Here is a 25,998-nt window from a genome sequence, read left to right as displayed (position 1 = left end):
CAACGGATAGTCCATTAAAGCGTGTCCTGTCAGCGATGAAATAGAGTTCAGGGGGCGGTCAGGCCTTCAAGCATGCTGTCAAAATCCAGCAACCAGGTTTTCAGCGCGGGCTTTTCGGAGTCAATCACGCAGCCCACGCTCAGCCATTGGCGTTCGTTGTGATCGGCACACGGCACGATGGAACCGATCAGGCGTCCATGCCGCTCTTCAAGGCCTGCGCGAAAATGAAAATCCAGCGCCAGCGCGGCATTACCCGCCAACAGCGTTTCATAGTGGCGAATGACCTGGACTTCGCCATGCAGTGGCTGCAGCGCCTTGAAGGCTTCGGCGAACGCTTCGGCAAGCGTTGCCTCTTCAGGTACATCGCGACGCTGAATGGAGACGACGACAGGCTCTCCGCCCACTTGAACGGTGGCTTCAATCGCGTTGCACTGGAAATCTTCCGGGAAGCCGAAGTGGAACCCGCCGAAATTGAAACTGCAGGGCGCGTCGAGCAACGGCTTTGGAACCGGGGTGAGCGCTTCGACACGTTCAAGTGCCTGCTGCGCGGCGGCATGTTCGGCTGCCTCACGCGCCAGGGCTTCGTCAGCCAGTCGGCGTTCGGAGATGCGGTCGTAAATACTGGTGCGCGTCATATGGCCGGAACCTTGTTCGTCAACATCTACATGTCCTTATGCACGGCGGCCCCAATGACTGCCATTTGCAGGTTGACGATAAGCACTTGCGCGGGTGGTTTGTATGCCCTGCGGCTACCTGCTTGCCTGGAAATGTCTGAAAACACCGCGGGAAGTAGGCTACAGACACAGTCTACTGTCGAAGGCTGAATCGTTTGACCTTTTCCCAAATGAAAGTTCAGTGAGGGCAGGGCAAAGCTCCAGAAGGCTATTTGTCGAGCGTTCTGGAGCTTGAACGGTTGCTTTGAACCCTATTTCAACGCCTCAACCGCCTCCTCATCCTCCCGCCGATGCGCCCACTGATACAACGCCGGCAATACCAACAACGTCAGCGCTGTCGACGACAGAATCCCGCCAATCACCACCGTCGCCAGCGGTCGCTGCACTTCGGCACCAGTCCCGGTAGCGAGGGCCATGGGGATGAAGCCAAGGGAGGCGACCAGTGCGGTCATCAACACCGGGCGCAGGCGGGTGAGGGCGCCTTCGTTGATGGCGTTGTGCAGCGAGTGGCCTTGTTCGCGCAGGCTGCGGATGAAGGCGATCATCACCAGGCCGTTCAGCACCGCCACACCCGACAGGGCGATGAAGCCCACGCCTGCGGAGATCGACAGCGGAATGTCGCGCAGCCACAGGGCCATGACGCCGCCGGTCAGGGCGAACGGGATGCCGGTGAACACCAGAAGGCCGTCCTTGAGGTTGTTGAACATCATGAACAGCAGCGCCAGTACCAGCAGCAGCGCCACCGGCACGACGATCTGCAGGCGTTTGGCGGCCGATTGCAGTTGTTCGAACTGGCCGCCCCAATTGGTCCAGTAGCCCGCTGGAATCTGCACGCCGTTATCGATAGTGGTGGCTGCTTCTTCGACAAACGAGCCAAGGTCCCGGCCGCGCACGTTGGCGCTGACGATGACCACACGTTTGCCGTTCTCGCGGCTGATCTGGTTCGGCCCGAGCACCAGGTCGAGGCTGGCGACCTGAGACAGGGAGATAAAGCTGATCTGCTGGTTGCCAGCACTGCTGCCAGTAACTGCAGGCACCGGAATGAGCAGGCTGGAGAGCCCGTCCACATCGGTTCGCAGTTGCTCGGACAGGCGCACCACCATGTCGAAACGGCGGTCGCCCTCATACAAGGTTCCCGCCTGACGACCGCCCAGCGCAATGGCGATGGCGTCCTGCACATCGGCCACGTTGAGGCCGTAACGCGCGGCCTTGTCGCGATCGATATTGATGGTCAGTACCGGCAGGCCGGTGGTCTGTTCCACTTTCACTTCTGAAGCGCCTGGCACTTTTTGCAGGGTGGCGGCAATTTTTGCGGCGGTCTGGTTGAGCACGTTCATGTCGTCGCCGAACACTTTCACCGCGACGTCACTGCGTACACCGGAAACCAGCTCGTTGAAGCGCAACTGGATCGGCTGGGACATTTCGTAGTTGCTGCCCGGCACACTGGCGGCGGCCTTTTGCAGGTCGGCGATCAGTGTTTCGCGAGACTTGTCCGGGTCCGGCCATTCGCTTTGTGGTTTGAGCATCACGTAGCTGTCAGAGATGTTGGGCGGCATCGGGTCGGCGGCGATTTCGGCGGTGCCGGTGCGGGCGAACACGCGCTGCACTTCCGGCACTTTTTCGATGATGGCTTTTTCCAGACGCTGCTGCATGTCCACCGACTGGGTCAGGCTGGTGCCGGGAACCCGTAGCGCCTGCAAGGCGAAGTCGCCTTCGCTCAGGCTCGGGATGAACTCGCTGCCCATGCGGCTGGCGGTGAACCCCGACAAGACAATCAGCACCAAGGCCATTCCGAATGCGATGGCGCGATGCCCCAGCACCCAGCTCAGTATCGGCGCGTAACGGTGGCGAGCGCTGCGCATCACCAGGCCTTCTTCTTCCTTGACCTTGCCGGTGACGAACATGGCGATGGCGGCAGGCACGAAGGTCACCGAGAGGATCATGGCACCGAGCAGGGCAATGACCACAGTGAACGCCATAGGGTGGAACATTTTGCCTTCCACGCCGATGAGGGCGAAGATCGGCAAGTACACGACCATGATGATCAACTGACCGAAAATCAGCGGCCGACGGGCTTCTCTGGCGGCGGCGAAGACCTCGTGGAAACGCTCGGAGCGGGTCAGCATGCGGCCGTATTTCTTCTGGGCATGCGCCAGCCTGCGAATGGCGTTTTCGACGATCACCACCGCGCCGTCGACGATAATGCCGAAGTCCAGCGCGCCCAGGCTCATCAGGTTGGCGCTGACCTTGTTGGTGAACATGCCGGTGAAGGTAAACAGCATGGCCAGCGGAATCACCATGGCGGTGATCAGCGCAGCACGGATGTTGCCCAGAAACAGGAACAGAATCATGATGACCAGAATCGCGCCTTCGATCAGGTTCTTTTTCACTGTTGCGATGGCTTTTTCGACCAGGTTGGTGCGGTCGTAAACCGTTACCGCCTCGACGCCTTCGGGCAGTGTGCGATTGATGTCGGCGAGTTTGGCGGCTACGGCCTGTGACACCGTCCGGCTGTTTTCACCGATCAGCATGAACACTGTGCCAAGCACGACTTCACGGCCGTTTTCGGTGGCTGCGCCGGAGCGCATTTCCTTGCCGATACCGACCTCGGCCACGCTGCTGATTCTGATAGGCGTGCCCTGCACATTGGCGATGACGATGTTGGCGATATCGTCCACCGTGCCGAGCTGGCCCGGTGCGCGTATCAGTAGTTGCTCACCGCCGCGTTCGATGTAGCCTGCGCCGACGTTGGCGTTGTTGCGCTCAAGCGCAGCCACCAGATCGTTCAGCGTCAGCTTGTAGGCCGCCAGCTTCTTCGGATCGGGCGCAATCTGATACTGCCTGGCGAAACCGCCGATGGTGTTGATCTCGGCCACGCCCGGTACGTTGCGTAATTGCGGCTTGATGATCCAGTCCTGAATCACCCGCAGGTCGGTCGGCGTGTACGGCGTGCCGTCTTCTTTCAGTGCGCCCTCACGGGCCTCGACCGTCCACAGAAAGATCTCGCCGAGGCCGGTGGAAATCGGCCCCATCATCGTGTCGACACCTTCAGGCAACTGGTCCTTGGCAATCTGCAGGCGCTCGCCCACCAACTGCCTGGCAAAGAACAGGTCAGTGCCGTCCTCGAAAATCACTGTGACCTGAGACAGGCCCGAGCGCGACAGCGAGCGCGTCTGTTGCAGACCGGGCAGGCCTGCCATGTTGGTCTCGATGGCGAACGTGATGCGCTGTTCGGTTTCCAGCGGCGAGAAGCCTGGTGCCGACGTGTTGATCTGCACCTGTACGTTGGTGATGTCGGGGACGGCATCGATAGGCAGTTTCTGGTAACTGGCAATGCCCAGCCCAGCCATGAGCAGCACAGCAAGCATCACAACGATGCGCTGTTCAATCGCGAATTGAATCAACCGTTCAAACATGGAGGTGTACTCGTGTGACGCAGATCAATGGGCGTGCTCGGCGGAGCCTTTGCCCAGCTCCGACTTGAGGATGAAACTGCCCGCGGCAGCCACTTGTGTGCCGCCAGCCAGGCCTTTGACGATTTCCACGTAGCCGCCATCGCGGCGACCGAGCGTTACCGGTGTCAGTTGAAAACCTTCAGCGTTGCGTACGAAGACCGAGGGTTTGTCCTCAATCGACTGAATCGCAGACTCGGGAATGCTGACCGCCACGCTGGTCTGCTCGGCGGCGACTTCCACCGACACGAACAAACCGGGACGCCACGCGCCCTTCGGGTTGGCAAGGGTCACGCGCACGGCGGCAGCGCGAGTCTGCTCGCCCAGCAGGCTGCCGACGTAACCAATCTTGCCTTCGACCCGCGCATTCAGATCGGGCGCGCTGACGATGACCGGACGACCGACCACCACCTTGTCCAGGTCCTTGGGCGCTACGCCGAAGGTGGCCCAGACACGCGACAGGTCGGACAGCGTGAAGGCATTGCTCGCTTCGCTGACCATCTCGCCGATGCCGAGGTGTTTCTCCACGACCATGGCGTCAAATGGCGCGATCAATTCGTAGCGATTGCCTGCAGATGGGCTCAGGCTGGCACCGATGGCGCTGATCTTCTGCCGGGCGTTGGCCAGGTTGATGTCGGCCTCCTGAAACTCCTGGCGCGCTTGCAAGTAGTCCTGCTCGGCGGAGATCTTGTCTTCCCAGAGTTTCTTCTCGCGCTGTAACGTCAGGCGGGCCAGTTCCTGGCGGCGTTGTGCGGCGTTCAGTTCGCTGCGTTGATCGGAGATCTGCTGGCTGGCAATCACCGCCAGCACCTGACCCTTTTTCACGGCTTGACCCAGATCGACCTTCACTGATTCGACCACACCGCTGACCCGAGGCACGACATGCGCGGTGCGGTCCTCATCAAAGCGGATTTCGCCGGGGAAGGTCACAGTGGTGCTCATCTGTCGAGGTTCTGCGCTTGCCAGCTCGATGCCCGCAGTCTTGATCTGCTCGGCGCTCAGTTCGATGTGTCCCTCTTCCTCTTCATGGGAAGATTCTGACGCTGCGGTGCCTGGTGTTTTCTTCTCGTTGCTTTGGCTCTTCTTGTCGACATGACCTGGCTCGGCGTCATGGTCGTGTTCCTCGCCTGATGGCTCTGTTCCAGTTGCGAATGGCAGCATCTGCGGGTTCAGCGTCAGACTGCCCAGACCAATGATGGCCACCACCGCCAGCGTGATGGCAATGCTTCGTTTGTTGTTCATAAAGGCTCCCGGCGATCAGGTGCTTGCGGCACCTTGCGATACGCTCGATACAGGCGGAAAAGGAAAGTCAGGGGTTGAAGCTGAACCGGTTGAGATCACCGTGAATTCGCTCGACAGCCACTCGAGCTTCGGTGGCGGTTGCCAGCGATTCCAGGTACTGGCTGCGCGCTGAAATCAGCGTTCGTTGCGCATCCAGCACTTCCAGAAAACCGAACTTGCCCATTTCGAAACCGCGCGTTGCGGTGTCGACGGCGCGCTGCGCGGCGGGCAGGATGACCTGATTGAAGGACTCGACTTCCTGCGCGGCAGTACTCCACTGATCGAGGGCTGACTGGGTCTGGGTGCGCAGCTTGAGTTCAACGGCATTGCGCAGATCGCGTGACTGGTCGGCCCGGCGTGATGCTGCAAGTACGTTGCCCTGATTCCGGTCGAATAACGGCAGCGGCATCGACAGGCCCACGACGTTGACCCGTTCGCGCTCTTCGCGGCTGTACTGGCTGCCGACGCTGACGGTCAGGTCAGGGATGCGCTTGGCGCGTTCTGAACCCAGCGTGGCTTCGCGCTGTTCTATCTGCGCCTGAGCGAGGCGCAGCTCGGCGGACTGATTGATGGCGGTCAGTAGCTTTGCGCTCGGTGGCAGCTTGCCCGGCGACAGATCGGTGTACTCCAGACGCTCGAAAGAGGCGACCGGCGAACCTGTGGTACGCGCCAGTTCACGGTTGCTATTGATCTTCAGGGTCTCGGCGCGCCTTACCAGCAGGTCGGTTTCAGCCAGTTGCACCTGAGCGCGCGTGGCCTCCACCGGTGACACCTTGCCCGCCCGAACACGCCCTTCGGCAACCTGCAGACCGCGTTCTGCCAGTGTTCTGGACTGGCGCGCCAGGTCCAGACCTGCCTGCGCCCGCGCCGCTGCGTAGTACGCCTGAACCACTTCGGCCCGCAGTTCGTTGCCGCGTCGCTCCAGCTCCAGCCGGGCGGCGTCCTGGCCCTTGCTGGCGGCTTCGATGCGTGCTCCGCGCTTGCCGCCCAGTTCCAGTGCCTGGCTGAGCATCACGGTGGTGGTGCTGGTCTCGCGGCGTGTGTCTTCAACCTCCCACGACACCACCGGGTTGGGGATCAGCCCGGCCTGCTGGCGATCACCTTCGGCAACGCCGATCTCCCATTGCGCGGCGGCGAGTTCCGGGTTGCGGGCGAAGGCTGCGTCCAGCGCCTGAGCCAGGCTGATGCCCTGGGCTGCTGCGATGCCGGGAGCAGCAAATGGCAACAGCAGCAGGCAAAGTGCGGCGACTTTCATGCCGGGCACCCTGTTACCAGACCGGTACGCGGAGTGCGTACGTTGTTCTTCAGTCGCATGAATTACCCTGTCCATGAAGCACCCCATCAAAACAAAAAACAAACAGGCACCTTGGCGCTGAAGTTGGCTGTGGGGACTTTATGTAACCGGAGCTATCACAGGGATTGCTGGAAAATTACGATTTTGTTATCCAGCAAGATAAGCGTTTCTTTTCAGTACACTGCACGGCATCGTCATCATCCGTTCATCAAACAGGAAGCCTGGTTATGCGAATCCTTGTCGTAGAGGACGAGCCGAAAACTGCCGAGTACATGCATCAGGGTCTGACCGAAAGTGGCTATATCGTCGATATCGCTGCAACCGGGCTCGATGGCCTCTATCTCGCGCAGCATCAGGCTTACGATGTGGTGATACTGGATGTGAACCTGCCGGAAATGGACGGCTGGGAGGTATTGAGTCGCCTGAGGAAGACGGTCAGTACGCGCGTCATGATGGTCACTGCACGAGGGCGCCTGGAAGAGAAGGTCAAGGGTCTGGAATTGGGCGCGGATGACTATCTGGTCAAGCCGTTCGAGTTTCCCGAGCTATTGGCAAGGGTCCGCACGTTGATGCGGCGCAGCGAGCAGACCACCACCTCCAAGGTGTTGCAGGTTGGCGATCTGGAGCTTGATCAAGGGCGGCACCGGGCGTTTCGCGGCAGCCAGCGCATCGACCTGACCACCAAGGAGTTCGCGCTCCTGCACCTGCTGATGCGTCACAGCGGGGAAGTCATGTCGCGTACCCAGATCATTTCTCTGGTCTGGGACATGAACTTCGATTGCGACACCAATGTGGTGGAAGTGTCGATCCGTCGCCTGCGCGCGAAGATCGACGATCCTTTCGAGACCAAGCTGATCCACACGTTGCGCGGCGTGGGCTATGTGCTGGAAGTGCGTGAATGAAACCGACGCGTCTGTCGACGCGCCTGGGGCTGACCGTTACTGCGCTGATTGCGTGTCTGGTACTGGTAATGGAAATGCTCGCTTATGCGGCTATTTCCCGTCAGCTCGATCTGCGCGCCGAAGACAGCCTGAACGAGAAGTTCGCGCAGATCGAACACAGCATGAGCGAGGGCTTTCTCGGCATCGAAGATATTGTTCAATACCCTCATACCCTGCGTGACCAGATCATCGGACACGACAGCTACTCGTTGATGGTGCTCGACGCGGGCAACCCTCGGCAGCAATTGATGATGGTCGGTAATGAGGAAGGCCGGAACCTGCCTGTCCCCGAGGCTGATCACATACCTCAAGGCTTTCAGGAGTTGCAGTCGGTACACGGCCACAAGATTCTGATGGGTTACAGGGAAATACACCTCAAGACAGGGCAGGACATTCTCGTCAGGCTGTCGATGGATCGGGAAAGCGACAGCACGCTGCTGCATGCTTATTTGAAATCGACTTTCCTGATACTGCCGCTGATCTTGCTGCTGGTCGGCTTCGTTGCCTGGTGGGTGGTGCGTCGTGGTCTCAGGCCGTTGGGTGCTTTCAGAAAAGTAACGGCACTGATCTCGGCTCGCGATCTGTCTCATCGCATGAAAGTGAAGGGCCTGCCTGATGAATTGCGCGACCTGGCGCATGCTGTCAATTTCATGCTGCACCGGCTGGACGGCGATGTGCAGCAGCTGGCGCAGTTCTCGGACGACCTCGCACATGAGCTGCGCTCGCCCATGAACAACCTGATGGGCAAGGCGCAGGTCACGCTGTCCAGGCCGCGCCCTTCGGAAGAGTACAAGCAGGCGCTGGAATCGTGCACCGAGGAACTGGAGCGCATGTCGCGCATGATCAGCCAGATGCTGTTTCTGGCCAGTGTCAGCCAGCCTGCCGCGCCGTTGCCGGTTGAGGTCATCGACCTGCGCGAAGAAGCCGATAAGGTCGCCGAGCTGTTTTCATCTTCGGCGGAAGAGCGCGACATCACCTTGCAGGTTCAGGGTAACGCGAAGGCAACAGGCGACCGGCTGATGATTCAGCGAGCGATTTCGAACCTGCTGTCCAACGCTATTCGCCACGGTCTGTCCGGCAGTGTCATTACCATCACACTTGCCACGCATGCAGATGAAGTGTCACTGGCGGTGCGCAACGCGGGCGATGGTATCGATGCCGAACATCTGCCGCGGCTCTTTGATCGCTTCTATCGGGTTCATGTCAGCCGCGCGCGACAGCAGGGCGGTACCGGGCTTGGGCTGGCGATTGTGCGTTCCATCATGAGCCTGCATGAAGGGCAGGTGACGGTCGAGAGCGAGCCCGGACACTTCACGACGTTCAGCCTGATCTTTCCTAAACTGGTGTAATGCGTCAGGTTGCTGGTCGTTCTTCAAGAACCTTTCGCTGCCCCCCGGCTCATAGCTTGTGAGCGGGTATTGCCCGGATGCTTCAGATGAAGCTGAACCTATAAGGATAGACGTATGACAGTTGCTTTCTGGTGCGTACTGGTCGCGATCCTGCTGCCGATTATGTGTGCCGGTATCGCCAAGTTCGGCAGCGGCAAATTTGGCAGTGGTCACAATCATGACCCGCGTGCCTTTCTCGACAAGCTGGAGGGTTTCCCGCGCCGTGCGCATGCTGCCCAGCTCAACAGCTATGAAGCGACACCGGCGTTCGCTGCGGCAGTCATCATTGCGCACATTGCCGGCAATGCGCAGCTGGTGACCATTGATGTGCTGGCGGTGCTGTTCATCACCAGTCGTCTGTTGTACATCATCTTCTATCTGGCTGACCTCGCCGCACTGCGTTCGATAGTCTGGCTGGTGGGCATGGGGCTCATCGTCGCGCTGTTCGGCGTGTCGGCTTTCCCGGCCGTATCCTGACAGCCAGGTTGCGGCGCTGCCTATAATCCGTAGCGCCGCAACCTTGATCAATCGTCAGGCTGAACTTTCTCAAGGTCGGTCTGGGCTTCCTGCAACTCTTTGCGCGACTCGGCCAGCTTGTCCTTGCGCTTGTTGATCTTCTCCGGATCACCTTTGTCCATGGCCTTGTTCAAGTCGGTCTGGCGGCGGCTGACTTCCTGCTTGGCGTCCAGCACCTTTTGCTTTCTCTGCTTGATCAATGAGGTCTCGGTGCAGTTGGCATTGACCTCGGCGAGGGCCTTCTCAAGCCCGGCCTGCTCGGCCTTGTTTCCTTCGGTCTTGGCGTCCTGAATCTTGCTGCTGATTTCCTGGCTTTTGATCTGGCACTCGGAAGGTGCGGGTGCCTGCTCATCTGCCAGCAGCGTTGTAGCCAGTAGCGTGCAACTGGTGAAAAGGATCAGTGGTGATAAAAACTGCATATGAACTCCGTTTGAACACGGACAAAAAATGGACGTCCGCTACTTAAAACCTGAAATACCCTGAGCCTGCAATTGATGGCTCAATGCCTGCACCTCTGGGGCCTGAAAAAAAGACCTCAGTTTCGCTGCCCGGCCAGGCCCTATGCCCGGCTCTGCTTGCCATTGCTCAACGCTACGCGCAGCCAGTTCCTGCCAATTGTCAGGAAGTGTTGCGCTTCCTGTGGGCGGCAGTCCGATGGCCTTGAGCCACGTCTGAAACGGCCGTTCACGCGCTGTTTGCAGGCTGGCGAGCAGTTTAGCGCTGCTGCGCTCTGCGAAGCCGGGAATGTTAGCAAGCTCAGCATGATTCAGGGTCATCCAATCGAGCAGGCTCTCTATTTGGCCGTTTTCAATAAGCTTGTCCCAGGTCCCCGGACCGACGCCGGGCAGCGCAAGGCCTTTCTTGCCGCTGAGCCAGATCAGTCTGGCGCGGAACTGGCTTTCACAGCCTGGGGTGGCTTGCCAGCAGCTCAACTCATGAAAGTCGTCGGCTTGCGGAATGATCATTTCAACTCGTTCGGCCGCGCGGGATATCACGCCGTCGAGTCTCGGAATCGTCAGCCCGGCCAGGCTCACGGCTACCTGATCGCCAGGTCTTATATCCAGTGTTTGCCAGCGTTGCAGTGAGCCGGTGCTGATGCGGCTGACGGTACGGTCGTCGAGACGTACCGGGGTCAGCTCCAGCACAGGGGTAATCCTGCCGCTGCGACCGATATTGAAGCTGACCTTGCGCACCTCGGCCAGTGCCTGTGCGTAAGGGTGCTTCCAGGCCGCGATCCAGTAAGGCGCACTGGCTTGCCAGCGTTGCATCGGTGGGCGCTGGCCCTGGCGCATGATCACGCCATCTGTCGCGAACGGCAGAGGATTGCGGTACCAGTGCTCGCGCCATCTCGCAGCCTGAACATGATTTTCCAGTGAGTGCGTGTAAGCCTCGCTGCCTTCAAAGCCCATGGCTTGCAGGCCTGCGAGTCGTTGAGCCATATCGCCAGGCCCGTTCGGCCAGTCCCAGACGAACAGCCCTATTGCATCAGCCTGCTGCGGGCTGATTGTCTGCCGGGCCAGCATGCCTGCCACCTTGCTGCGCGCGTTGACGCTGCCGGATATTGCCTGAATATGATCGGTCAACCGCCAGTACAGCTCGCCTTGCAGGATCAGGGAGTCATGTTGGGGTAGACGCTGAGGAATGGCCTTTATCAGTCGTGCCTGCGAAGTCCAGTCCTGGCCCTTGCGCCCATCGCCGCGACTGATCGCTTGCACAAGCTGACCTTTTTCGTAAACGAGTGTGACTGCCACGCCGTCGATCTTGGGCTGAATCCACAGGTCTTTGCGGCCCTTGAGCCAGGCCTTGACAACGCCCGTATGCGGTACGGGATGAGGCAGCGGGCCAACTGCTGTCGTTAGCGGATCGGACTCGGGTTTGGAAATGGCAAAGCACGAGCGCCACACGCTCAGCTTCTGCCGCGCCTGATCGTAAAGCTCGTCAGGGATTTTCGAGAGGCCCTGGCGGTGGTAGCTGTCGTCCCACGTGGCAACCTGCTGCTGCAAGGCCGTGACCTCGCTGCGCGCCTTGGCTGCAGGCCAGTCAGGGCATTGACCGGCATTGCCGAGGCCGGGCAGAAGAAACACAAGAGCGAACGTCATCAGGCGAATGGTGGGCAGCATCGAAGCATCCTTGCTTTAGGAATGGGCTCGATGAGGCTAGTTGCTGGTGTTGTTTATAGACGGGTTGCTTGGTTACCGGGTTTTGCCAAAGCCCTGCGCGGCCTGTTTGATGACAGGACGCAGAGCGTCCGGAACGGCATACGACGCGGAGCGTCGCACGATAGTTGAGATAGTTGAGATAGTTGAGGTTATCGTTCCGCACGCTCCAGCGTCGGAATGCAGTGCGTGACGCTCCGCGTCACAGATCTGTGCCGCGCCGCGCATTCAAGATCGGACGCAGAGCGTCCAGAACGGCATGCGACGCGGAGCGTCGCACGATAATCGCCAGACGAAAAAAAGCCCCGAACGACCAGGTCGTCCGGGGCTTTTTTCTGGGTTTTTACAGGCCGGCAGCTGCGCGCAGGGCGTCGGCGCGGTCGGTTTTTTCCCAGGTGAAGGCGGTGAAGGTGTCATCGCCAACGGTCATTTCGACCGGGGTACGGCCGAAGTGGCCGTAGGCCGCAGTGGCCTGGTACATCGGGTGCAGCAGGTCGAGCATGGTGGTGATGGCGTATGGGCGCAGGTCGAAGTTGTCGCGGACCAGCTTGATGATCTTGTCGTCGGACAGCTTGCCGGTGCCGAAGGTGTTCAGCGAGATCGACGTCGGCTGTGCCACGCCGATAGCGTAGGACACCTGAATTTCGCAACGCTCGGCCAGACCGGCAGCCACGATATTCTTGGCCACGTAACGACCTGCGTAAGCAGCCGAACGGTCAACCTTCGATGGGTCCTTGCCGGAGAATGCACCGCCACCGTGACGGGCCATGCCGCCGTAGGTGTCGACGATGATTTTACGGCCGGTCAGGCCACAGTCACCTACCGGGCCACCGATGATGAAGTTGCCGGTCGGGTTGATGTGGAACTGGGTGTCCTTGTGCAGCAGGTGCGCAGGGATGACGTGCTTGACGATCAGTTCCATCACGCCTTCGCGCAGGTCCTTGTAGGACACATCCGGGTTGTGCTGAGTCGACAGTACGATGGCGTCGACGCCGACAACCTTGCCGTTTTCGTAACGGCAGGTAACCTGGGATTTTGCATCCGGGCGCAGCCACGGCAGCAGGCCGGATTTACGCGCTTCGGCCTGACGCTGCACCAATTGGTGAGAGAAGGTGATCGGTGCTGGCATCAGCACGTCGGTTTCGTTGCTGGCGTAGCCGAACATCAGGCCCTGGTCGCCAGCGCCCTGATCTTCAGGCTTGCTGCGGTCAACGCCTTGGGCGATGTCTACCGACTGTTTGCCGATGATGTTCATCACGCCGCAAGTCGCGCCGTCGAAACCGACGTCGGAGCTGTTGTAGCCGATGTCGAGGATGACGTTACGCACGATGTCTTCCAGATCGACCCAGGCCGAAGTCGACACTTCGCCAGCGATGATTGCGACACCGGTCTTGACCAGTGTTTCGCACGCTACACGGGCGTATTTGTCTTCAGCGATGATAGCGTCCAGAACCGCGTCGGAAATCTGGTCGGCGATCTTGTCCGGATGCCCTTCGGATACGGACTCGGAGGTGAAAAGTGAATATTCGCTCATCTCTACGGGTTTCCTTCATTTTACCGATGGTGAGTGTCGCCAGCCGGTCGCTGAAAATGGCGAACCTGGATCTGGAAACCATTACGTAAGCCTACATAGAGGCTTTCCCCGGGAACTAGCCCCGCAGCGATGGCCCAACGGGCCAGGTCTTCCTGCTCGAAACCTAACCAGAGATCGCCACAGGCCTCCCTGGCCCAGCTCTGGTCATGACTACACAATTCTGTTACCAGCAAACTACCGCCGGGTTTTACGTGTTCGGCCAGTTGCCTCAGGGCCTGGGCCGGGACTGCGAAATGATGCAGCACCATGTTGAGGACGACGCAGTCGGCACTGACTTTAGCGTCCGTCAGTGCATCGGCCAGCCTCAGCTCAACGTTAGCCAGCGCCTTGCGCTCGCAGACGCCACGCGCCAGGTCCAGCATCACCGGGCTGTTGTCCATCGCGATAACCTGGCGGAAGCGCCGGGCCAGCTCTGGCAGAAAGCCGCCGTCGCCGGGGCCTACTTCCAGCGCCGTTGCCTGCGCGCCGAAGCTCAGTTTGTCGAGCAATGTCAGCAGGCTTTCGCTGTACTGCGCCAGACCGGCGATCAGGTCTTGCTGGGCACGAAACTTTTCGGCAGTACGGGCAAAGAAATCCTGGCTGGCCAGTGCACGTTGTCGATGCACCAGGCCTATGCGGCTCTGTACGTCGTCCGGCAGGTTCAGGGTGTCCACTTCATCGAGCAGCGCCGCATGCAGCCTGCCACCCGGCAATTCAGTGTGGGGCAGGGCGCGACGGTAGAAAATCGCGTTGCCTTCACGCCGCGTTGCAACCAGATCCGCCTGAGCCAGCACCTTGAGGTGATGGCTCATGCCGGACTGACCAATGGCAAAAATCTGCGCCAGCTCAAGCACGCCGAACGAATCGTTGGTCAGCACACGCAGTACGTTGAGCCGCAAGGGATCGCCGCCGGCCTTGCACAATGCAGAGAGGTCGTCGCATGCATCATGGCGAATGGCAGGTACACGCAGGTTCATAGCTGCGCAGTCTAGAGAGCGATCCGGAGCGCTGCAAGGGCAATATCAAAAAGTTTTGATATTGGCTGGATGGGTGGCACCGGTCAGGCATTCTGAACTTGTTGCGCTGATGGGTAATCCAGTCTTTACAGGGCAAATAATGTCCGTAACCCCGGAAAAAAGCCTATGGTCGACTATCTGTGATTGCCCCCGGCCTGTCCCTGAGGGAAAATGGCCGTCTTTTTTCCGATCCTAATTTTACAATTCCCAGGAGATCAGCGATGCCAAGCCGTCGTGAGCGTGCCAATGCTATTCGTGCCCTAAGCATGGATGCCGTGCAAAAAGCCAACAGCGGCCATCCGGGTGCCCCGATGGGCATGGCGGATATCGCCGAGGTTCTGTGGCGTGATTATCTCAAGCACAACCCGGCAAACCCCGCGTTCGCTGACCGTGACCGTTTCATCATGTCAAACGGCCATGGTTCGATGCTGGTCTATTCGTTGCTGCACCTGACCGGCTACGACCTGTCCATCGACGACCTGAAAAACTTCCGTCAACTGCACAGCCGCACACCGGGTCACCCCGAGTTTGGCTATACCCCAGGCGTTGAAACCACCACTGGCCCATTGGGTCAGGGTTTTGCCAACGCCGTCGGTTTTGCCGCTGCCGAGAAAACCCTCGCCGCACAGTTCAACCGTCCAGGCCATTCCATCGTTGATCACCATACCTACGTGTTTATGGGTGATGGCTGCATGATGGAAGGTATTTCCCACGAAGTCGCTTCCCTGGCCGGCACGTTGCAACTGGACAAGCTGATTGCGTTCTACGACGACAATGGCATCTCCATTGATGGCGAAGTCGAAGGCTGGTTTACCGACGATACGCCGAAGCGCTTCGAGTCCTACGGCTGGTTGGTTATCCGCAATGTCGACGGTCATGACCCTGAAGAAATCAAGACCGCCATCGACACCGCGCGCAAGAGCGACAAGCCGACGCTGATCTGCTGCAAGACCACCATCGGCTTTGGCTCGCCTAACAAGCAGGGCAAGGAAGAATCCCACGGTGCGCCGCTGGGTGCGGACGAAATCGCCCTGACCCGTGCGGCCCTGAAATGGAACCACGGTCCTTTCGAAATTCCGGCTGATATCTACGCCGAGTGGAATGCGAAAGAAAAAGGCCTGGCTGCCGAAGCCGAGTGGGATCAGCGCTTTGCTGCCTATTCCGCCGCTTTCCCTGAGCTGGCCAACGACTTCATTCGTCGCATGAGCGGCGAGTTGCCTGCTGACTTTGCAGAGAAATCCGCTGCTTATGTCGCCGAAGTCAACGCCAAAGGCGAAACCATCGCCAGCCGTAAGGCCAGTCAGAACGCCCTGAGCGCACTGGGCCCGTTGCTGCCGGAAATTCTCGGTGGCTCGGCCGACCTGGCCGGCTCCAACCTGACCATCTGGAAAGGCTGCAAGAGCATCACTGGCGAAGACCCCAACGGCAACTACCTGCACTACGGTGTTCGTGAGTTCGGTATGGGCGCCATGATGAACGGTATCGCCCTGCACGGCGGCTTCGTGCCGTACGGCGCAACCTTCCTGATCTTCATGGAATACGCTCGCAACGCGGTGCGTATGGCCTCGCTGATGAAGAAGCGCGTGATCTACGTATTCACCCACGACTCCATCGGTCTGGGCGAAGACGGCCCGACTCACCAGCCGATCGAGCAACTGACCAGCCTGCGTACCACGCCGAACCTGGACACCTGGCGTCCGGCAGATGCCGTGGAATCGGCCGTGGCCTGGAAACACGCCATCGAGCGCAATGACGGTCCATCCGCATTGATTTTCTCGCGTCAGAACCTGACTCACCAAGCGCGTGAACAGCAGCAAATAGATGCCATTGCCCGTGGCGGCTATGTACTGCGTGACTGCGCTGCAGAGCCTGAGCTGATCCTGATCGCGACTGGTTCGGAAGTCGGTCTGGCTGTGCAGGCGTATGACAAGCTGACCGAGCAGGGTCGCAACGTTCGTGTGGTCTCCATGCCATGCACCAGCATCTTCGAAGCTCAGGATGCGGCCTACAAGCAGGCTGTTCTGCCACTGCAGGTCAGTGCACGTATTGCCATCGAAGCGGCTCACGCCGACTACTGGTACAAATACGTGGGTCTGGAAGGTCGCGTGATCGGCATGACCACGTTCGGCGAGTCGGCCCCTGCGTCAGCCTTGTTCGAAGAGTTCGGCTTTACGCTGGAAAACGTCTTGAGCACGGCTGAAGAGCTGCTCGAAGACTGATCAGCTATGTAATGTTGATGTTGTGGGAGCGACCGGGGCGGCGATCCGCCTTGCTCGCGAATGTAGCAACCCGGTAAATCAGCTGCACCGAGTGCCGCCATTCGCGGACAAGTCCGCTCCCACATGACTGTTATTCCCTGGCGAAAACTTCATGCCCCAGCCCCGCCCTTACAAAGTTGCTCTGAACGGTTACGGCCGTATTGGTCGTTGTGTTGTTCGCGCACTGTGTGAGCGGGGGGCCAAGGCCGGGTTTGAAGTGGTTGCCATCAATGATCTGGCCGACATGGCCAGTCTCGAATACCTCACGCGCTTTGACTCCACACACGGCCGGTTTCCCGGCGAAGTGCGGGTCGAGGGGCAATACCTGCATATCAATGATCACCGGATCAAGGTCCTGCGCAGCGCGACACCGGAAGGTATCGACTGGGCCGGGCTGGAGGTCGATCTTGTGCTTGAGTGTTCCGGTGTCTACAACACTCGCGAAGACGGCCAGCGCTTTCTGAATGCCGGTGCGCCGAAGGTGCTGTTCTCTCAGCCGATGGCCAGCGAGCGGGATGTCGACGCCACTGTCGTGTTCGGTGTCAACCAGCAGAAGTTGACTGGCCGGGAATTACTGGTCTCCGCAGCGTCGTGTACCACCAATTGCAGTGTGCCGCTGCTGCGTCTGCTGGATCAGGCCATCGGCCTTGAGTACATCACCATCACGACCATCCATTCGGCAATGAATGATCAGCCGGTAATCGACGCCTATCACCACGAAGATCTGCGCCGTACGCGCTCGGCGTTTCAGTCGATCATTCCGGTGTCCACCGGTCTGGCGCGCGGAATCGAGCGGCTGCTTCCGGAACTTGCCGGCCGAATTCAGGCCAAAGCTGTTCGTGTTCCGACCGTCAATGTGTCTTGCCTGGACATTACGCTGCAAATGTCGCGAGACACCGACGCTGTCGAGATCAACCGTATTTTGCGTGAGGCCGCCACCAGCGGCCCGCTCAAGGGGCTGCTGGCCTACACTGAGTTGCCGCACGCCAGCTGCGATTTCAACCATGACCCGCATTCGGCGATTGTCGATGCGAGTCAGACCCGCGTTTCCGGTCCCAGGCTGGTCAATCTGCTGGCCTGGTTCGATAACGAGTGGGGTTTTGCCAACCGAATGCTCGACGTCGCCGATCACTTTCTGCGCGTCGCTGACCAATAACAGTAAAAAAACAGGAATGCTCATGACCGTCTTGAAGATGACCGACCTCGATCTGCAAGGTAAACGTGTACTGATCCGCGAAGACCTCAATGTCCCGGTAAAGGACGGCGTTGTCAGCAGTGATGCACGTATTCTTGCCTCGCTGCCGACCATCAGGCTGGCGTTGGAAAAAGGCGCGGCCGTCATGGTCTGCTCACACCTGGGTCGTCCGACCGAGGGCGAGTTCTCTGCTGAAAACAGCCTCAAGCCGGTTGCCGAGTACCTGAGCAAGGCATTGGGTCGTGATGTTCCGCTGGTTGCCGATTATCTGAACGGCGTTGACGTCAAGGCCGGCGATGTCGTGCTGTTCGAGAACGTTCGCTTCAACAAGGGTGAGAAAAAGAACGCCGACGAGCTGGCACAGAAATATGCGGCCCTGTGCGACGTGTTCGTGATGGACGCTTTCGGTACCGCTCACCGTGCCGAGGGCTCGACCCACGGCGTTGCCAAATTCGCCAAAGTGGCAGCGGCAGGCCCGTTGCTGGCCGCCGAGCTTGAAGCGCTGGGCAAGGCCTTGGGCGCTCCGGCTCAGCCGATGACTGCCATCGTTGCCGGCTCCAAGGTGTCCACCAAGCTTGACGTACTCAACAGCCTGAGCGGCATCTGCAATCAGTTGATCGTCGGCGGTGGCATTGCCAATACCTTCCTGGCCGCAGCGGGTCACAAGGTCGGTAAATCGCTGTACGAACCTGACCTGCTCGATACCGCGCGTGCCATTGCCGCCAAGGTCAGCGTGCCATTGCCGACTGACGTGGTGGTTGCCAAGGAATTCGCCGAGAGCGCCACTGCAACCGTCAAGCTGATCGCTGACGTGGCCGACGACGACATGATTCTGGATATTGGCCCGCAAACTGCTGCGCATTTCGCCGAATTACTGAAATCTTCCGGGACTATCCTGTGGAACGGTCCAGTCGGCGTGTTTGAATTCGATCAGTTTGGTGAAGGTACCAAAACGCTGGCCAAGGCCATTGGCGAAAGCCAGGCGTTCTCCATCGCGGGCGGTGGCGACACACTGGCGGCCATCGACAAGTATGGTGTTGCAGAACAGATTTCCTACATTTCGACCGGTGGCGGTGCATTCCTCGAGTTCGTGGAAGGCAAGGTTCTGCCAGCGGTAGAAGTGCTCGAACAACGCGCCAAGGCTTGAATGAAAGCTTTGGACAAGGAGTGGTCAATGGTCAGGGCGTTACCGTGGTTTCTCATCGCAGGTTTGCTGGCCGGTTGCGCGGGCAAACCTGCGGTTGAAGAGGTGGAGAGCGACTCCCCGAGCCAACCGCTCCAGTTAAGCTGTTATCAGGCGGGCTGGCAGGCCGAAACGGTGCCGGTCATCTACAAGCGTGGCGGTCCGCAGGCATGGGATCGTTACGAGTTCATGCCCAGAACAGGCAATGTAGGATGTTTGTGAGCCAGGTCTGAAATCCGTTTGGCAACATTGACGGGCTTGGGCGGTCTTTAAAGAGTGGATATTTTTCCGGCAAAGGAGTTTCGCCATGAAGATCGCTGCCCTGGCTCTGATGAGCTGCGTTGTATTGGCTGGTTGTACCGGTTCTGGCTCACATGCCAAGACCTGTCAGATATTCAGCCCGGCCTCTGTGAATGTGCCGACGACTGAAAACAGTCAACGGGTCGAGGCACATGTAACGGGTGAGCCGGCCGACGACCGTAAACAGGAACAGAACTGCCCCTGACAGTTGAGACGACCGGCATACACCGCGTTTCGCAGGGCAGCCAGGAGATGTAATGAGACGCGTGATTGCCCTTGGGGTTTTGGCAGTGCTTGGCGGTTGTTCGAGCCTGAGCACATCGCAGCACAATGACCCCTGGAACCGTTGGGTGTGTGACAGCAATGCAGAGGTCAACTGGCGCTACATCGATTCGGCCAAAAAGGAAGTCGATGTTCGTCTGAATCAAAGCGATCAGGTGTTCAGGCTCAAGGCTGAACCCGGCGCTGCCAGCGGAACGCTTTACAGCAACAATGTGTTGGCATTCGTCAACAAGGGTAGCGAGGGCCTGATCTATTGGGACGCTACCAACGATCTGATCGGTCGCGGCTGCAAGGCCAGATAAGTCGGATCTCGGGCACACACGCACAGCCTTCGTGGCTGAGCTTATAACTTGAATGGCAGCCGCCACTACGGCAGGCTTGCTCGATTAACGACCCTACCGGGAGAGAGACAGACAATGGCACTTATCAGCATGCGCCAGATGTTGGACCACGCAGCCGAATTCGGCTACGGCGTTCCAGCTTTCAACGTAAACAACCTGGAACAGATGCGCGCCATTATGGAAGCGGCCGACAAGACCGACTCCCCGGTGATCGTCCAGGCTTCTGCCGGTGCCCGCAAATACGCCGGTGCGCCGTTTCTGCGTCACCTGATTCTCGCCGCGATCGAAGAATTCCCGCACATCCCGGTGGTCATGCACCAGGACCACGGTACCAGCCCTGACATCTGCCAGCGCTCGATCCAGCTGGGCTTCAGCTCGGTGATGATGGACGGCTCGCTGCGTGAAGACGGCAAGTCCCCAGCCGATTACGACTACAACGTCGACGTTACCCGTCGCGTAGTGTCCTTTGCTCACGCCTGCGGCGTTTCCGTGGAAGGTGAGCTGGGCGTGCTGGGTTCGCTGGAAACCGGTATGGCCGGTGAAGAAGATGGTGTTGGCGCGGAAGGCGTTCTGGACCACAGCCAGATGCTGACCGATCCTGAAGAAGCGGCTGACTTCGTCAAGCGCACCCAGGTCGATGCTCTGGCCATTGCCATTGGCACCAGCCACGGTGCGTACAAGTTCACCAAGCCGCCTACCGGTGACATCCTGGCGATCGAGCGTATTAAAGAGATCCACAAGCGCATCCCTAACACTCATCTGGTGATGCACGGTTCCTCGTCTGTTCCACAGGAATGGCTGAAGATCATCAACGAGTTCGGCGGCGACATCAAAGAAACCTACGGTGTACCGGTCGAAGAAATCGTTGAAGGCATCAAGCACGGCGTGCGCAAGGTCAACATCGATACCGACCTGCGTCTGGCCTCTACCGGTGCCATCCGCGAATTCATGGCTAAAAACCCAAGCGAGTTCGACCCGCGCAAGTATCTGGCCAAAACCGTCTCGGCCATGCGTGACGTGTGCATCGCGCGCTACGAAGCCTTCGGCACCGCTGGCAACGCCTCGAAGATCAAACCGATCTCCCTGGACGCCATGTTCGAACGCTACGCGCGTGGCGAGCTGGATGCCAAGATCAACTGAGTTGATTGCGCATTGAAAAAAACCGCAGAAATGCGGGTTTTTTTATGTCGGGTCAAAAGTAACTGCGCGGCGAATGAATGTGACGCGGAGCGTCACGAACTGCATTCCCACGCTGGAGCGTGAGGAACGATAATCCCCGCTATCGTGCGACGCTCTGCGTCGCATGCCGTTCCGGACGCTCTGCGTCCTCTCTCGAAAGGCTTAAACGCTCTTCATCACACCCGCACACGCCGCCTTGTACGCTTCGTGCTGATACTTGTTCAGGGTGTCGGGCAGGGCGAAGGTGTGTTTCTTGTTCTGCGCATTGACGGTCTGCGGCGAGATCAGCACCACGTTGCAATCAGACATCAGTTGAAAGATGGTTTCGATCTTGAACGTGGTCGGGCCGCCAGCGAATTCGCCTTTCTTGCTGCGCTTCTTGATAACCACATGGCTGATGCCGTTTTCACGTACGAAACCGGCGAGTTGCGTGGAGAAGGCTTTGACGTTGGCGGCCTCGTCATCGTCCTCCAGCGCAAGCTTCTTGGTGGCGAGCGGCAAGTGCTCGATGCCGCCATTACGTCGAGTGGCAAGGGCGAATATGGCTTCGCTGCCTTTGATTTCTACACCGCAAATAATCATGAGAAAACCTGATGAGCTCGTTCATATAAAGAAGCAGGTTATCTCATCGTAGACGTTATTCCTGTGCAATCGACTCCAGGTACTCCGAGCGCTCGTCGCTCATGCGCGCAATGCAGTCGTTTTCACTGATGGTGAATGCTTTGCTGCCTGCCGCAGAAGGGAAGACTTCAACGGCGCAATCTGCGTCACGCAGCTTCTCCCAGGCTTGCTGAGCGGTCTTGAGTTTGCTGGTAAAGTCGTTGAATTGCGTCTTGTTGGCAACGAACTGGGACTGAACACGCTTGAGCAGGTTGTTGAAATTTTCCTTGAGCAATTCTTCTGCAGTCGTGCGGCTGTAAACCGAGCACTCCAGAGTCTGCTTGTCATCGTCAACACCGTCGCAAGGCGAGACATCCGGGTTCTGAGCAGCCTGTACGCCTGTCACAGCCGTTGCCATCAGGGCCAGGGTCAGCAAAAACGTTTTCATCGAGTCGCTCCGATCCATTGATACGCTGGATTCTGTCTCAAGCGCGAGACAATGAACAGGTTTACGACATCGTGGGGCGACACGCCGTCACCCTTTGTCGCATCTTGACGCTTTCGGCAAACCCCCTGTCGTTTTTGCACCCGGTTCACGCGACCCTCCGGCATATGCTGACCCCATTAGCGCCGACAGCCGATTCGGCGCGCCGGAATCAAAAAAGGGGACAGCCTGATGAGCCCAGCCGAATTGCACGCCGACAGCATCGTTATTGACGGGCTGATCATCGCCAAGTGGAACCGCGAGCTGTTTGAAGACATGCGCAAGGGCGGCCTGACCATGGCCAACTGCACGGTGTCGGTATGGGAAGGCTTCCAGGCCACTATCAATAGCATCTGCAGCAGCCAGAAACTGATGCGCGAAAACAGCGACCTGGTCATGCCGGTGCACACCACCGCAGACATTCGCAAGGCCAAGGAACTGGGCAAGACCGGCATCCTCTTCGGCTTCCAGAATGCGCATGCCTATGAAGACCAGATCGGCTACGTCGAGATCTTCAAGCAACTGGGCGTCGGCATCGTGCAGATGTGCTACAACACCCAGAACCTGGTCGGCACCGGCTGCTACGAACGTGACGGCGGGCTGTCGGGTTTCGGTCGTGAGATCGTCGCTGAAATGAACCGTGTCGGAGTGATGTGCGACCTGTCCCACGTGGGTTCGAAAACCTCGGAAGAAGTCATTCTCGAATCGAAAAAGCCGGTCTGCTATTCCCACTGCCTGCCTTCAGGCCTCAAAGAGCATCCGCGCAACAAATCCGACGCTGAACTGAAGTTTATTGCCGACCACGGCGGCTTTGTGGGCGTGACCATGTTCGCGCCGTTTCTGGCCAAGGGCATCGATTCGACCATCGACGATTACGCCGAAGCCATCGAATACGTGATGAACATCGTGGGTGAAGATGCCATCGGCATTGGTACTGACTTTACCCAGGGGCACGGTCAGGACTTTTTTGAATACCTGACCCACGACAAGGGCTATGCCCGCCGTCTGACCAGCTTCGGCAAGATCATCAACCCGCTGGGCATCCGCACCGTGGGCGAGTTTCCCAATCTGACTGAAACATTGCTCAAGCGCGGTCATTCCGAGCGCGTGGTGCGCAAGATCATGGGCGAGAACTGGGTCAACGTACTGGCCGACGTCTGGGGCGAGTAATCCGCCAGCCACACCTTATCGAATTGAACCCCCGCGGCCTTTCAGGCGGTGGGTGTAACCCGAATCATCTGGAGTTTGACCCCATGGCTAAAATCGCCCCGCAACTGCCTATTGAAGTCGACAGCGAAACCGGCGTCTGGACCTCCGATGCGTTGCCGATGCTCTATGTGCCCCGGCACTTTTTCGTCAACAACCACATGGGCATCGAAGAAGTGCTGGGTGCCGATGCCTACGCTGAAATTCTCTACAAAGCCGGTTACAAGTCTGCTTGGCACTGGTGTGAAAAAGAAGCCGAATGCCACGGCCTGCAAGGTGTTGCCGTGTTCGAGCACTACATGAAGCGTCTGTCGCAACGCGGCTGGGGGCTGTTCAAGATTCAGGACATCGATATCGAAAAAGGCACCGCCAGCGTGAAGCTTGAGCACTCCTGTTTCGTGTATGTCTACGGCAAGGTCGGACGCAAGGTCGACTACATGTTCACCGGCTGGTTTGCCGGGGCGATGGACCAGATACTCGCCGCCAGCGGCAGCTCGATCCGTACCGTAGCCGAACAGGTTTACGGTGGCTCCGAAGAAGGTCACGACGACGGACTGTTTGTAGTCAAGCCGCTGTAAATCGAGGATCGCGTTATGGCTTTCGAAGCGATGTTCCAGCCGATCCAGATTGGCAAACTTACAATCCGTAACCGTGTGTTGAGTACCGCGCACGCTGAGGTTTATGCCACAGACGGCGGTATGACCACCGACCGGTATGTGAAGTACTACGAAGAGAAGGCCAAGGGCGGTATCGGTCTGGCCATCTGCGGCGGCTCATCAAGTGTCGCCATCGACAGCCCGCAAGGCTGGTGGAAATCGGTCAATCTGGCCACCGACAGAATCATCCCGCACTTCCAGAACCTCGCCGACGCCATGCACAAGCACGGCGCCAAGATCATGATCCAGATTACTCACATGGGCCGTCGCTCGCGCTGGGATGGTGATCACTGGCCGACCCTGATGTCGCCGTCAGGCATTCGCGAGCCGGTACACCGTGCGACTTGCAAGACCATTGAGCCGGAGGAGATCTGGCGAGTGATCGGCAACTACGCCAGCGCAGCGGCGCGTGCCAAGGCAGGTGGGCTGGACGGGGTCGAGTTGTCGGCGGTGCACCAGCACATGATCGACCAGTTCTGGAGCCCGAGGGTCAACAAGCGCACGGATGAATGGGGCGGCAGTTTCGAGAACCGCATGCGCTTTGGTCTGGAAGTTATCAAGGCGGTGCGCAAGGAGGTCGGCCCCGACTTTTGTGTGGGCCTGCGCATCTGTGGCGACGAGTTCCACCCCGATGGCCTCAGTCACGAGGACATGAAGCAGATCGCCAAGTATTACGACGACACCGGCATGATCGATTTCATCGGCGTGGTGGGCTCGGGTTGCGACACCCACAACACCCTGGCCAACGTCATTCCGAACATGAGTTATCCACCGGAGCCGTTTTTGCACCTGGCGGCCGGGATCAAGGAAGTGGTCAAGGCCCCGGTGCTGCACGCGCAGAACATCAAGGACCCGAACCAGGCAACGCGAATTCTGGAAGGCGGCTATGTCGACATGGTCGGCATGACCCGCGCGCACATTGCCGACCCGCACCTGATCGCCAAGATCAAGATGGGCCAGATCGATCAGATCAAACAGTGCGTCGGTGCCAACTACTGCATCGACCGCCAGTATCAGGGGCTGGATGTGTTGTGCATCCAGAACGCTGCGACGTCCCGCGAATACATGGGCGTGCCGCACATCATCGAAAAGTCCACTGGGCCGAAACGCAAGGTCGTGGTAGTCGGTGCCGGTCCTGCCGGTATGGAAGCGGCTCGGGTATCTGCCGAGCGTGGCCATGACGTGACTCTGTTCGAGAAGAAGGAATTCATTGGCGGGCAGATCACTACCGCGTCCAAGGCACCGCAGCGCGACCAGATTGCCGGTATTACGCGCTGGTTCCAGCTGGAGCTGGCGCGCCTGAAAGTAGATTTGCGTCTAGGCGTTGCGGCCGATGCAGCAACCATCCTCGACCTGCGCCCAGACATCGTGGTGCTGGCGGTGGGCGGTCATCCGTTTCTGGAGCAGAACGAACACTGGGGCGCTGCCGAGGGGTTGGTGGTCAGCAGCTGGGACGTGCTGGATGGCAAAGTTGCGCCGGGCAAGAACGTGCTGGTCTACGACACCATCTGCGAGTTCACCGGCATGTCGGTAGCCGACTATCTGGCCGACAAGGGCAGCCAGGTCGAAATCGTCACCGATGACATCAAGCCGGGCGTGGCAATTGGCGGAACCTCGTTCCCGACCTACTACCGCAGCATGTACCCCAAGGAGGTGATCATGACCGGCGACATGATGCTGGAAAAGGTCTATCGCGAGGGCGACAATCTGGTGGCGGTGCTGGAGAACGAATACACCGGTGCCAGGGAAGAGCGAGTGGTCGATCAAGTGGTGGTGGAAAACGGCGTGCGTCCGGACGAAGCGATTTATTACGCGCTCAAGGAAGGCTCGCGCAACAAGGGACAGATCGACATCGATGCCCTGTTCGCCATTCAGCCTCAGCCTTCATTGAGCCAGCCGGGCGACGGTTACCTGCTGTTCCGTATCGGCGACTGCGTGGCGCAGCGCAATACCCATGCAGCGATCTATGACGGCTTGCGCCTGTGCAAGGATTTTTGAGAACAGCTACAGGTTGCAAGCTTCA

Annotated in this window: 23 protein-coding genes; 13 read left to right on the top strand and 10 right to left on the bottom strand. The window is 58.9% G+C overall.

The window, feature by feature from the left end; translation table 11 throughout:
- Positions 1–47 precede the first annotated feature (47 nt).
- The 4 genes from LJU29_RS25225 to LJU29_RS25210 form a co-directional block, all read right to left on the bottom strand.
- Positions 48–635, bottom strand: coding sequence for a hypothetical protein (locus LJU29_RS25225; RefSeq protein WP_257111340.1), 588 nt, complete (start codon positions 633–635; stop codon positions 48–50).
- 290 nt (positions 636–925) lie between these two features.
- On the bottom strand, positions 926–4,090 hold the full coding sequence (locus LJU29_RS25220) for a CusA/CzcA family heavy metal efflux RND transporter (RefSeq protein ID WP_257111339.1): 3,165 nt from the start codon (positions 4,088–4,090) through the stop codon (positions 926–928).
- Between the two features lie 24 nt (positions 4,091–4,114).
- Complete coding sequence (locus LJU29_RS25215) at positions 4,115–5,368, bottom strand: efflux RND transporter periplasmic adaptor subunit (protein ID WP_257111338.1); 1,254 nt, start codon at positions 5,366–5,368, stop codon at positions 4,115–4,117.
- Between the two features lie 67 nt (positions 5,369–5,435).
- Positions 5,436–6,662: a TolC family protein gene (locus LJU29_RS25210; protein WP_057454699.1), complete on the bottom strand. Its 1,227-nt coding sequence runs from the start codon at positions 6,660–6,662 to the stop codon at positions 5,436–5,438.
- 266 nt (positions 6,663–6,928) lie between these two features.
- Between LJU29_RS25210 and LJU29_RS25205 the strand changes: the two genes are divergently transcribed.
- The 3 genes from LJU29_RS25205 (at position 6,929) to LJU29_RS25195 (ending at position 9,507) form a co-directional block, all read left to right on the top strand.
- Positions 6,929–7,603, top strand: coding sequence for a heavy metal response regulator transcription factor (locus tag LJU29_RS25205; protein WP_004654919.1), 675 nt, complete (start codon positions 6,929–6,931; stop codon positions 7,601–7,603).
- Entirely contained in the window at positions 7,600–8,991 is a 1,392-nt protein-coding gene (locus LJU29_RS25200; protein WP_060407210.1) for a heavy metal sensor histidine kinase, read from the top strand. Before LJU29_RS25205 ends, LJU29_RS25200 begins: the two co-directional genes overlap by 4 nt.
- A gap of 114 nt (positions 8,992–9,105) precedes the next feature.
- Complete coding sequence (locus tag LJU29_RS25195) at positions 9,106–9,507, top strand: MAPEG family protein (RefSeq protein ID WP_002555701.1); 402 nt, start codon at positions 9,106–9,108, stop codon at positions 9,505–9,507.
- Between the two features lie 47 nt (positions 9,508–9,554).
- Here the strand turns inward: LJU29_RS25195 and LJU29_RS25190 are convergent, their stop codons facing one another.
- From LJU29_RS25190 to LJU29_RS25175, 4 genes are all read right to left on the bottom strand, one after another.
- Complete coding sequence (locus LJU29_RS25190) at positions 9,555–9,965, bottom strand: DUF1090 domain-containing protein (protein WP_002555700.1); 411 nt, start codon at positions 9,963–9,965, stop codon at positions 9,555–9,557.
- A 39-nt stretch (positions 9,966–10,004) separates the two neighbouring features.
- Positions 10,005–11,666 carry an NAD-dependent DNA ligase LigB gene (ligB, locus tag LJU29_RS25185; RefSeq protein WP_257111337.1) on the bottom strand — a complete coding sequence of 554 codons (1,662 nt, stop codon included), beginning with the start codon at positions 11,664–11,666 and terminating at the stop codon, positions 10,005–10,007.
- 379 nt (positions 11,667–12,045) lie between these two features.
- Complete coding sequence (metK, locus tag LJU29_RS25180) at positions 12,046–13,236, bottom strand: methionine adenosyltransferase (protein ID WP_002555698.1); 1,191 nt, start codon at positions 13,234–13,236, stop codon at positions 12,046–12,048.
- Between the two features lie 20 nt (positions 13,237–13,256).
- On the bottom strand, positions 13,257–14,252 hold the full coding sequence (locus LJU29_RS25175) for an ArsR/SmtB family transcription factor (protein WP_005746920.1): 996 nt from the start codon (positions 14,250–14,252) through the stop codon (positions 13,257–13,259).
- 260 nt (positions 14,253–14,512) lie between these two features.
- On the opposite strand from LJU29_RS25175, the gene tkt reads away from it, so the two are divergent.
- From tkt to fba, 7 genes are all read left to right on the top strand, one after another.
- Complete coding sequence (tkt, locus tag LJU29_RS25170; RefSeq protein WP_005734424.1) at positions 14,513–16,510, top strand: transketolase; 1,998 nt, start codon at positions 14,513–14,515, stop codon at positions 16,508–16,510.
- 151 nt (positions 16,511–16,661) lie between these two features.
- Positions 16,662–17,705 carry an erythrose-4-phosphate dehydrogenase gene (gene epd / locus LJU29_RS25165; protein ID WP_005758200.1) on the top strand — a complete coding sequence of 348 codons (1,044 nt, stop codon included), beginning with the start codon at positions 16,662–16,664 and terminating at the stop codon, positions 17,703–17,705.
- A gap of 22 nt (positions 17,706–17,727) precedes the next feature.
- Entirely contained in the window at positions 17,728–18,891 is a 1,164-nt protein-coding gene (locus tag LJU29_RS25160; protein WP_005746919.1) for a phosphoglycerate kinase, read from the top strand.
- Positions 18,892–18,918: 27 nt separating this feature from the next.
- Positions 18,919–19,149, top strand: a complete 231-nt coding sequence (locus LJU29_RS25155) for a putative periplasmic lipoprotein (RefSeq protein WP_002555693.1) — start codon at positions 18,919–18,921, stop codon at positions 19,147–19,149.
- Between the two features lie 85 nt (positions 19,150–19,234).
- Positions 19,235–19,432: a hypothetical protein gene (locus LJU29_RS25150; RefSeq protein WP_004654900.1), complete on the top strand. Its 198-nt coding sequence runs from the start codon at positions 19,235–19,237 to the stop codon at positions 19,430–19,432.
- Positions 19,433–19,484: 52 nt separating this feature from the next.
- Positions 19,485–19,811, top strand: a complete 327-nt coding sequence (locus LJU29_RS25145) for an MliC family protein (RefSeq protein ID WP_002555692.1) — start codon at positions 19,485–19,487, stop codon at positions 19,809–19,811.
- Positions 19,812–19,925: 114 nt separating this feature from the next.
- Positions 19,926–20,990 carry a class II fructose-bisphosphate aldolase gene (gene fba / locus LJU29_RS25140; protein ID WP_004654897.1) on the top strand — a complete coding sequence of 355 codons (1,065 nt, stop codon included), beginning with the start codon at positions 19,926–19,928 and terminating at the stop codon, positions 20,988–20,990.
- Positions 20,991–21,191: 201 nt separating this feature from the next.
- Here the strand turns inward: fba and LJU29_RS25135 are convergent, their stop codons facing one another.
- Positions 21,192–21,611 (bottom strand): DUF3010 family protein, encoded by a 420-nt coding sequence (locus tag LJU29_RS25135; protein ID WP_003372607.1) that lies wholly within the window; start codon positions 21,609–21,611, stop codon positions 21,192–21,194.
- A gap of 55 nt (positions 21,612–21,666) precedes the next feature.
- Positions 21,667–22,077, bottom strand: a complete 411-nt coding sequence (locus tag LJU29_RS25130; protein ID WP_002555668.1) for a lysozyme inhibitor LprI family protein — start codon at positions 22,075–22,077, stop codon at positions 21,667–21,669.
- Positions 22,078–22,305: 228 nt separating this feature from the next.
- On the opposite strand from LJU29_RS25130, the gene LJU29_RS25125 reads away from it, so the two are divergent.
- The 3 genes from LJU29_RS25125 (at position 22,306) to dgcA (ending at position 25,973) form a co-directional block, all read left to right on the top strand.
- Positions 22,306–23,283, top strand: a complete 978-nt coding sequence (locus LJU29_RS25125; protein WP_002555667.1) for a dipeptidase — start codon at positions 22,306–22,308, stop codon at positions 23,281–23,283.
- A gap of 83 nt (positions 23,284–23,366) precedes the next feature.
- The gene (locus LJU29_RS25120; protein ID WP_005747571.1) at positions 23,367–23,897 is read left to right on the top strand and encodes a DUF5943 domain-containing protein; all 531 of its coding nucleotides are present in this window, start codon (positions 23,367–23,369) and stop codon (positions 23,895–23,897) included.
- A 15-nt stretch (positions 23,898–23,912) separates the two neighbouring features.
- Positions 23,913–25,973 (top strand): dimethylglycine demethylation protein DgcA, encoded by a 2,061-nt coding sequence (dgcA, locus tag LJU29_RS25115; protein WP_057423934.1) that lies wholly within the window; start codon positions 23,913–23,915, stop codon positions 25,971–25,973.
- The last annotated feature ends 25 nt before the right edge of the window (positions 25,974–25,998 follow it).

Origin of the sequence: Pseudomonas ficuserectae (assembly GCF_024584585.1) — a bacterium.
GTDB classification, from domain to species: domain Bacteria; phylum Pseudomonadota; class Gammaproteobacteria; order Pseudomonadales; family Pseudomonadaceae; genus Aquipseudomonas; species Aquipseudomonas amygdali.
Note: the sequence above shows the minus strand (reverse complement) of the source record. Positions and strands in the feature narration are given on the sequence as shown.

Excerpts from the sequence above, each read along its gene's own strand:
- tkt (WP_005734424.1), top strand. The coding sequence starts at position 14,513 with ATGCCAAGCCGTCGTGAGCGTGCCAATGCTATTCGTGCCCTAAGCATG.
- LJU29_RS25215 (WP_257111338.1), bottom strand. The coding sequence starts at position 5,368 with ATGAACAACAAACGAAGCATTGCCATCACGCTGGCGGTGGTGGCCATC.
- dgcA (WP_057423934.1), top strand. The coding sequence starts at position 23,913 with ATGGCTTTCGAAGCGATGTTCCAGCCGATCCAGATTGGCAAACTTACA.
- LJU29_RS25220 (WP_257111339.1), bottom strand. The coding sequence starts at position 4,090 with ATGTTTGAACGGTTGATTCAATTCGCGATTGAACAGCGCATCGTTGTG.
- LJU29_RS25155 (WP_002555693.1), top strand. The coding sequence starts at position 18,919 with ATGGTCAGGGCGTTACCGTGGTTTCTCATCGCAGGTTTGCTGGCCGGT.
- LJU29_RS25200 (WP_060407210.1), top strand. The coding sequence starts at position 7,600 with ATGAAACCGACGCGTCTGTCGACGCGCCTGGGGCTGACCGTTACTGCG.
- fba (WP_004654897.1), top strand. The coding sequence starts at position 19,926 with ATGGCACTTATCAGCATGCGCCAGATGTTGGACCACGCAGCCGAATTC.
- LJU29_RS25190 (WP_002555700.1), bottom strand. The coding sequence starts at position 9,965 with ATGCAGTTTTTATCACCACTGATCCTTTTCACCAGTTGCACGCTACTG.
- LJU29_RS25195 (WP_002555701.1), top strand. The coding sequence starts at position 9,106 with ATGACAGTTGCTTTCTGGTGCGTACTGGTCGCGATCCTGCTGCCGATT.
- LJU29_RS25175 (WP_005746920.1), bottom strand. The coding sequence starts at position 14,252 with ATGAACCTGCGTGTACCTGCCATTCGCCATGATGCATGCGACGACCTC.
- LJU29_RS25125 (WP_002555667.1), top strand. The coding sequence starts at position 22,306 with ATGAGCCCAGCCGAATTGCACGCCGACAGCATCGTTATTGACGGGCTG.
- LJU29_RS25145 (WP_002555692.1), top strand. The coding sequence starts at position 19,485 with ATGAGACGCGTGATTGCCCTTGGGGTTTTGGCAGTGCTTGGCGGTTGT.
- LJU29_RS25210 (WP_057454699.1), bottom strand. The coding sequence starts at position 6,662 with ATGAAAGTCGCCGCACTTTGCCTGCTGCTGTTGCCATTTGCTGCTCCC.
- LJU29_RS25130 (WP_002555668.1), bottom strand. The coding sequence starts at position 22,077 with ATGAAAACGTTTTTGCTGACCCTGGCCCTGATGGCAACGGCTGTGACA.
- metK (WP_002555698.1), bottom strand. The coding sequence starts at position 13,236 with ATGAGCGAATATTCACTTTTCACCTCCGAGTCCGTATCCGAAGGGCAT.
- LJU29_RS25120 (WP_005747571.1), top strand. The coding sequence starts at position 23,367 with ATGGCTAAAATCGCCCCGCAACTGCCTATTGAAGTCGACAGCGAAACC.
- LJU29_RS25135 (WP_003372607.1), bottom strand. The coding sequence starts at position 21,611 with ATGATTATTTGCGGTGTAGAAATCAAAGGCAGCGAAGCCATATTCGCC.
- ligB (WP_257111337.1), bottom strand. The coding sequence starts at position 11,666 with ATGCTGCCCACCATTCGCCTGATGACGTTCGCTCTTGTGTTTCTTCTG.
- LJU29_RS25225 (WP_257111340.1), bottom strand. The coding sequence starts at position 635 with ATGACGCGCACCAGTATTTACGACCGCATCTCCGAACGCCGACTGGCT.
- LJU29_RS25160 (WP_005746919.1), top strand. The coding sequence starts at position 17,728 with ATGACCGTCTTGAAGATGACCGACCTCGATCTGCAAGGTAAACGTGTA.
- epd (WP_005758200.1), top strand. The coding sequence starts at position 16,662 with ATGCCCCAGCCCCGCCCTTACAAAGTTGCTCTGAACGGTTACGGCCGT.
- LJU29_RS25205 (WP_004654919.1), top strand. The coding sequence starts at position 6,929 with ATGCGAATCCTTGTCGTAGAGGACGAGCCGAAAACTGCCGAGTACATG.
- LJU29_RS25150 (WP_004654900.1), top strand. The coding sequence starts at position 19,235 with ATGAAGATCGCTGCCCTGGCTCTGATGAGCTGCGTTGTATTGGCTGGT.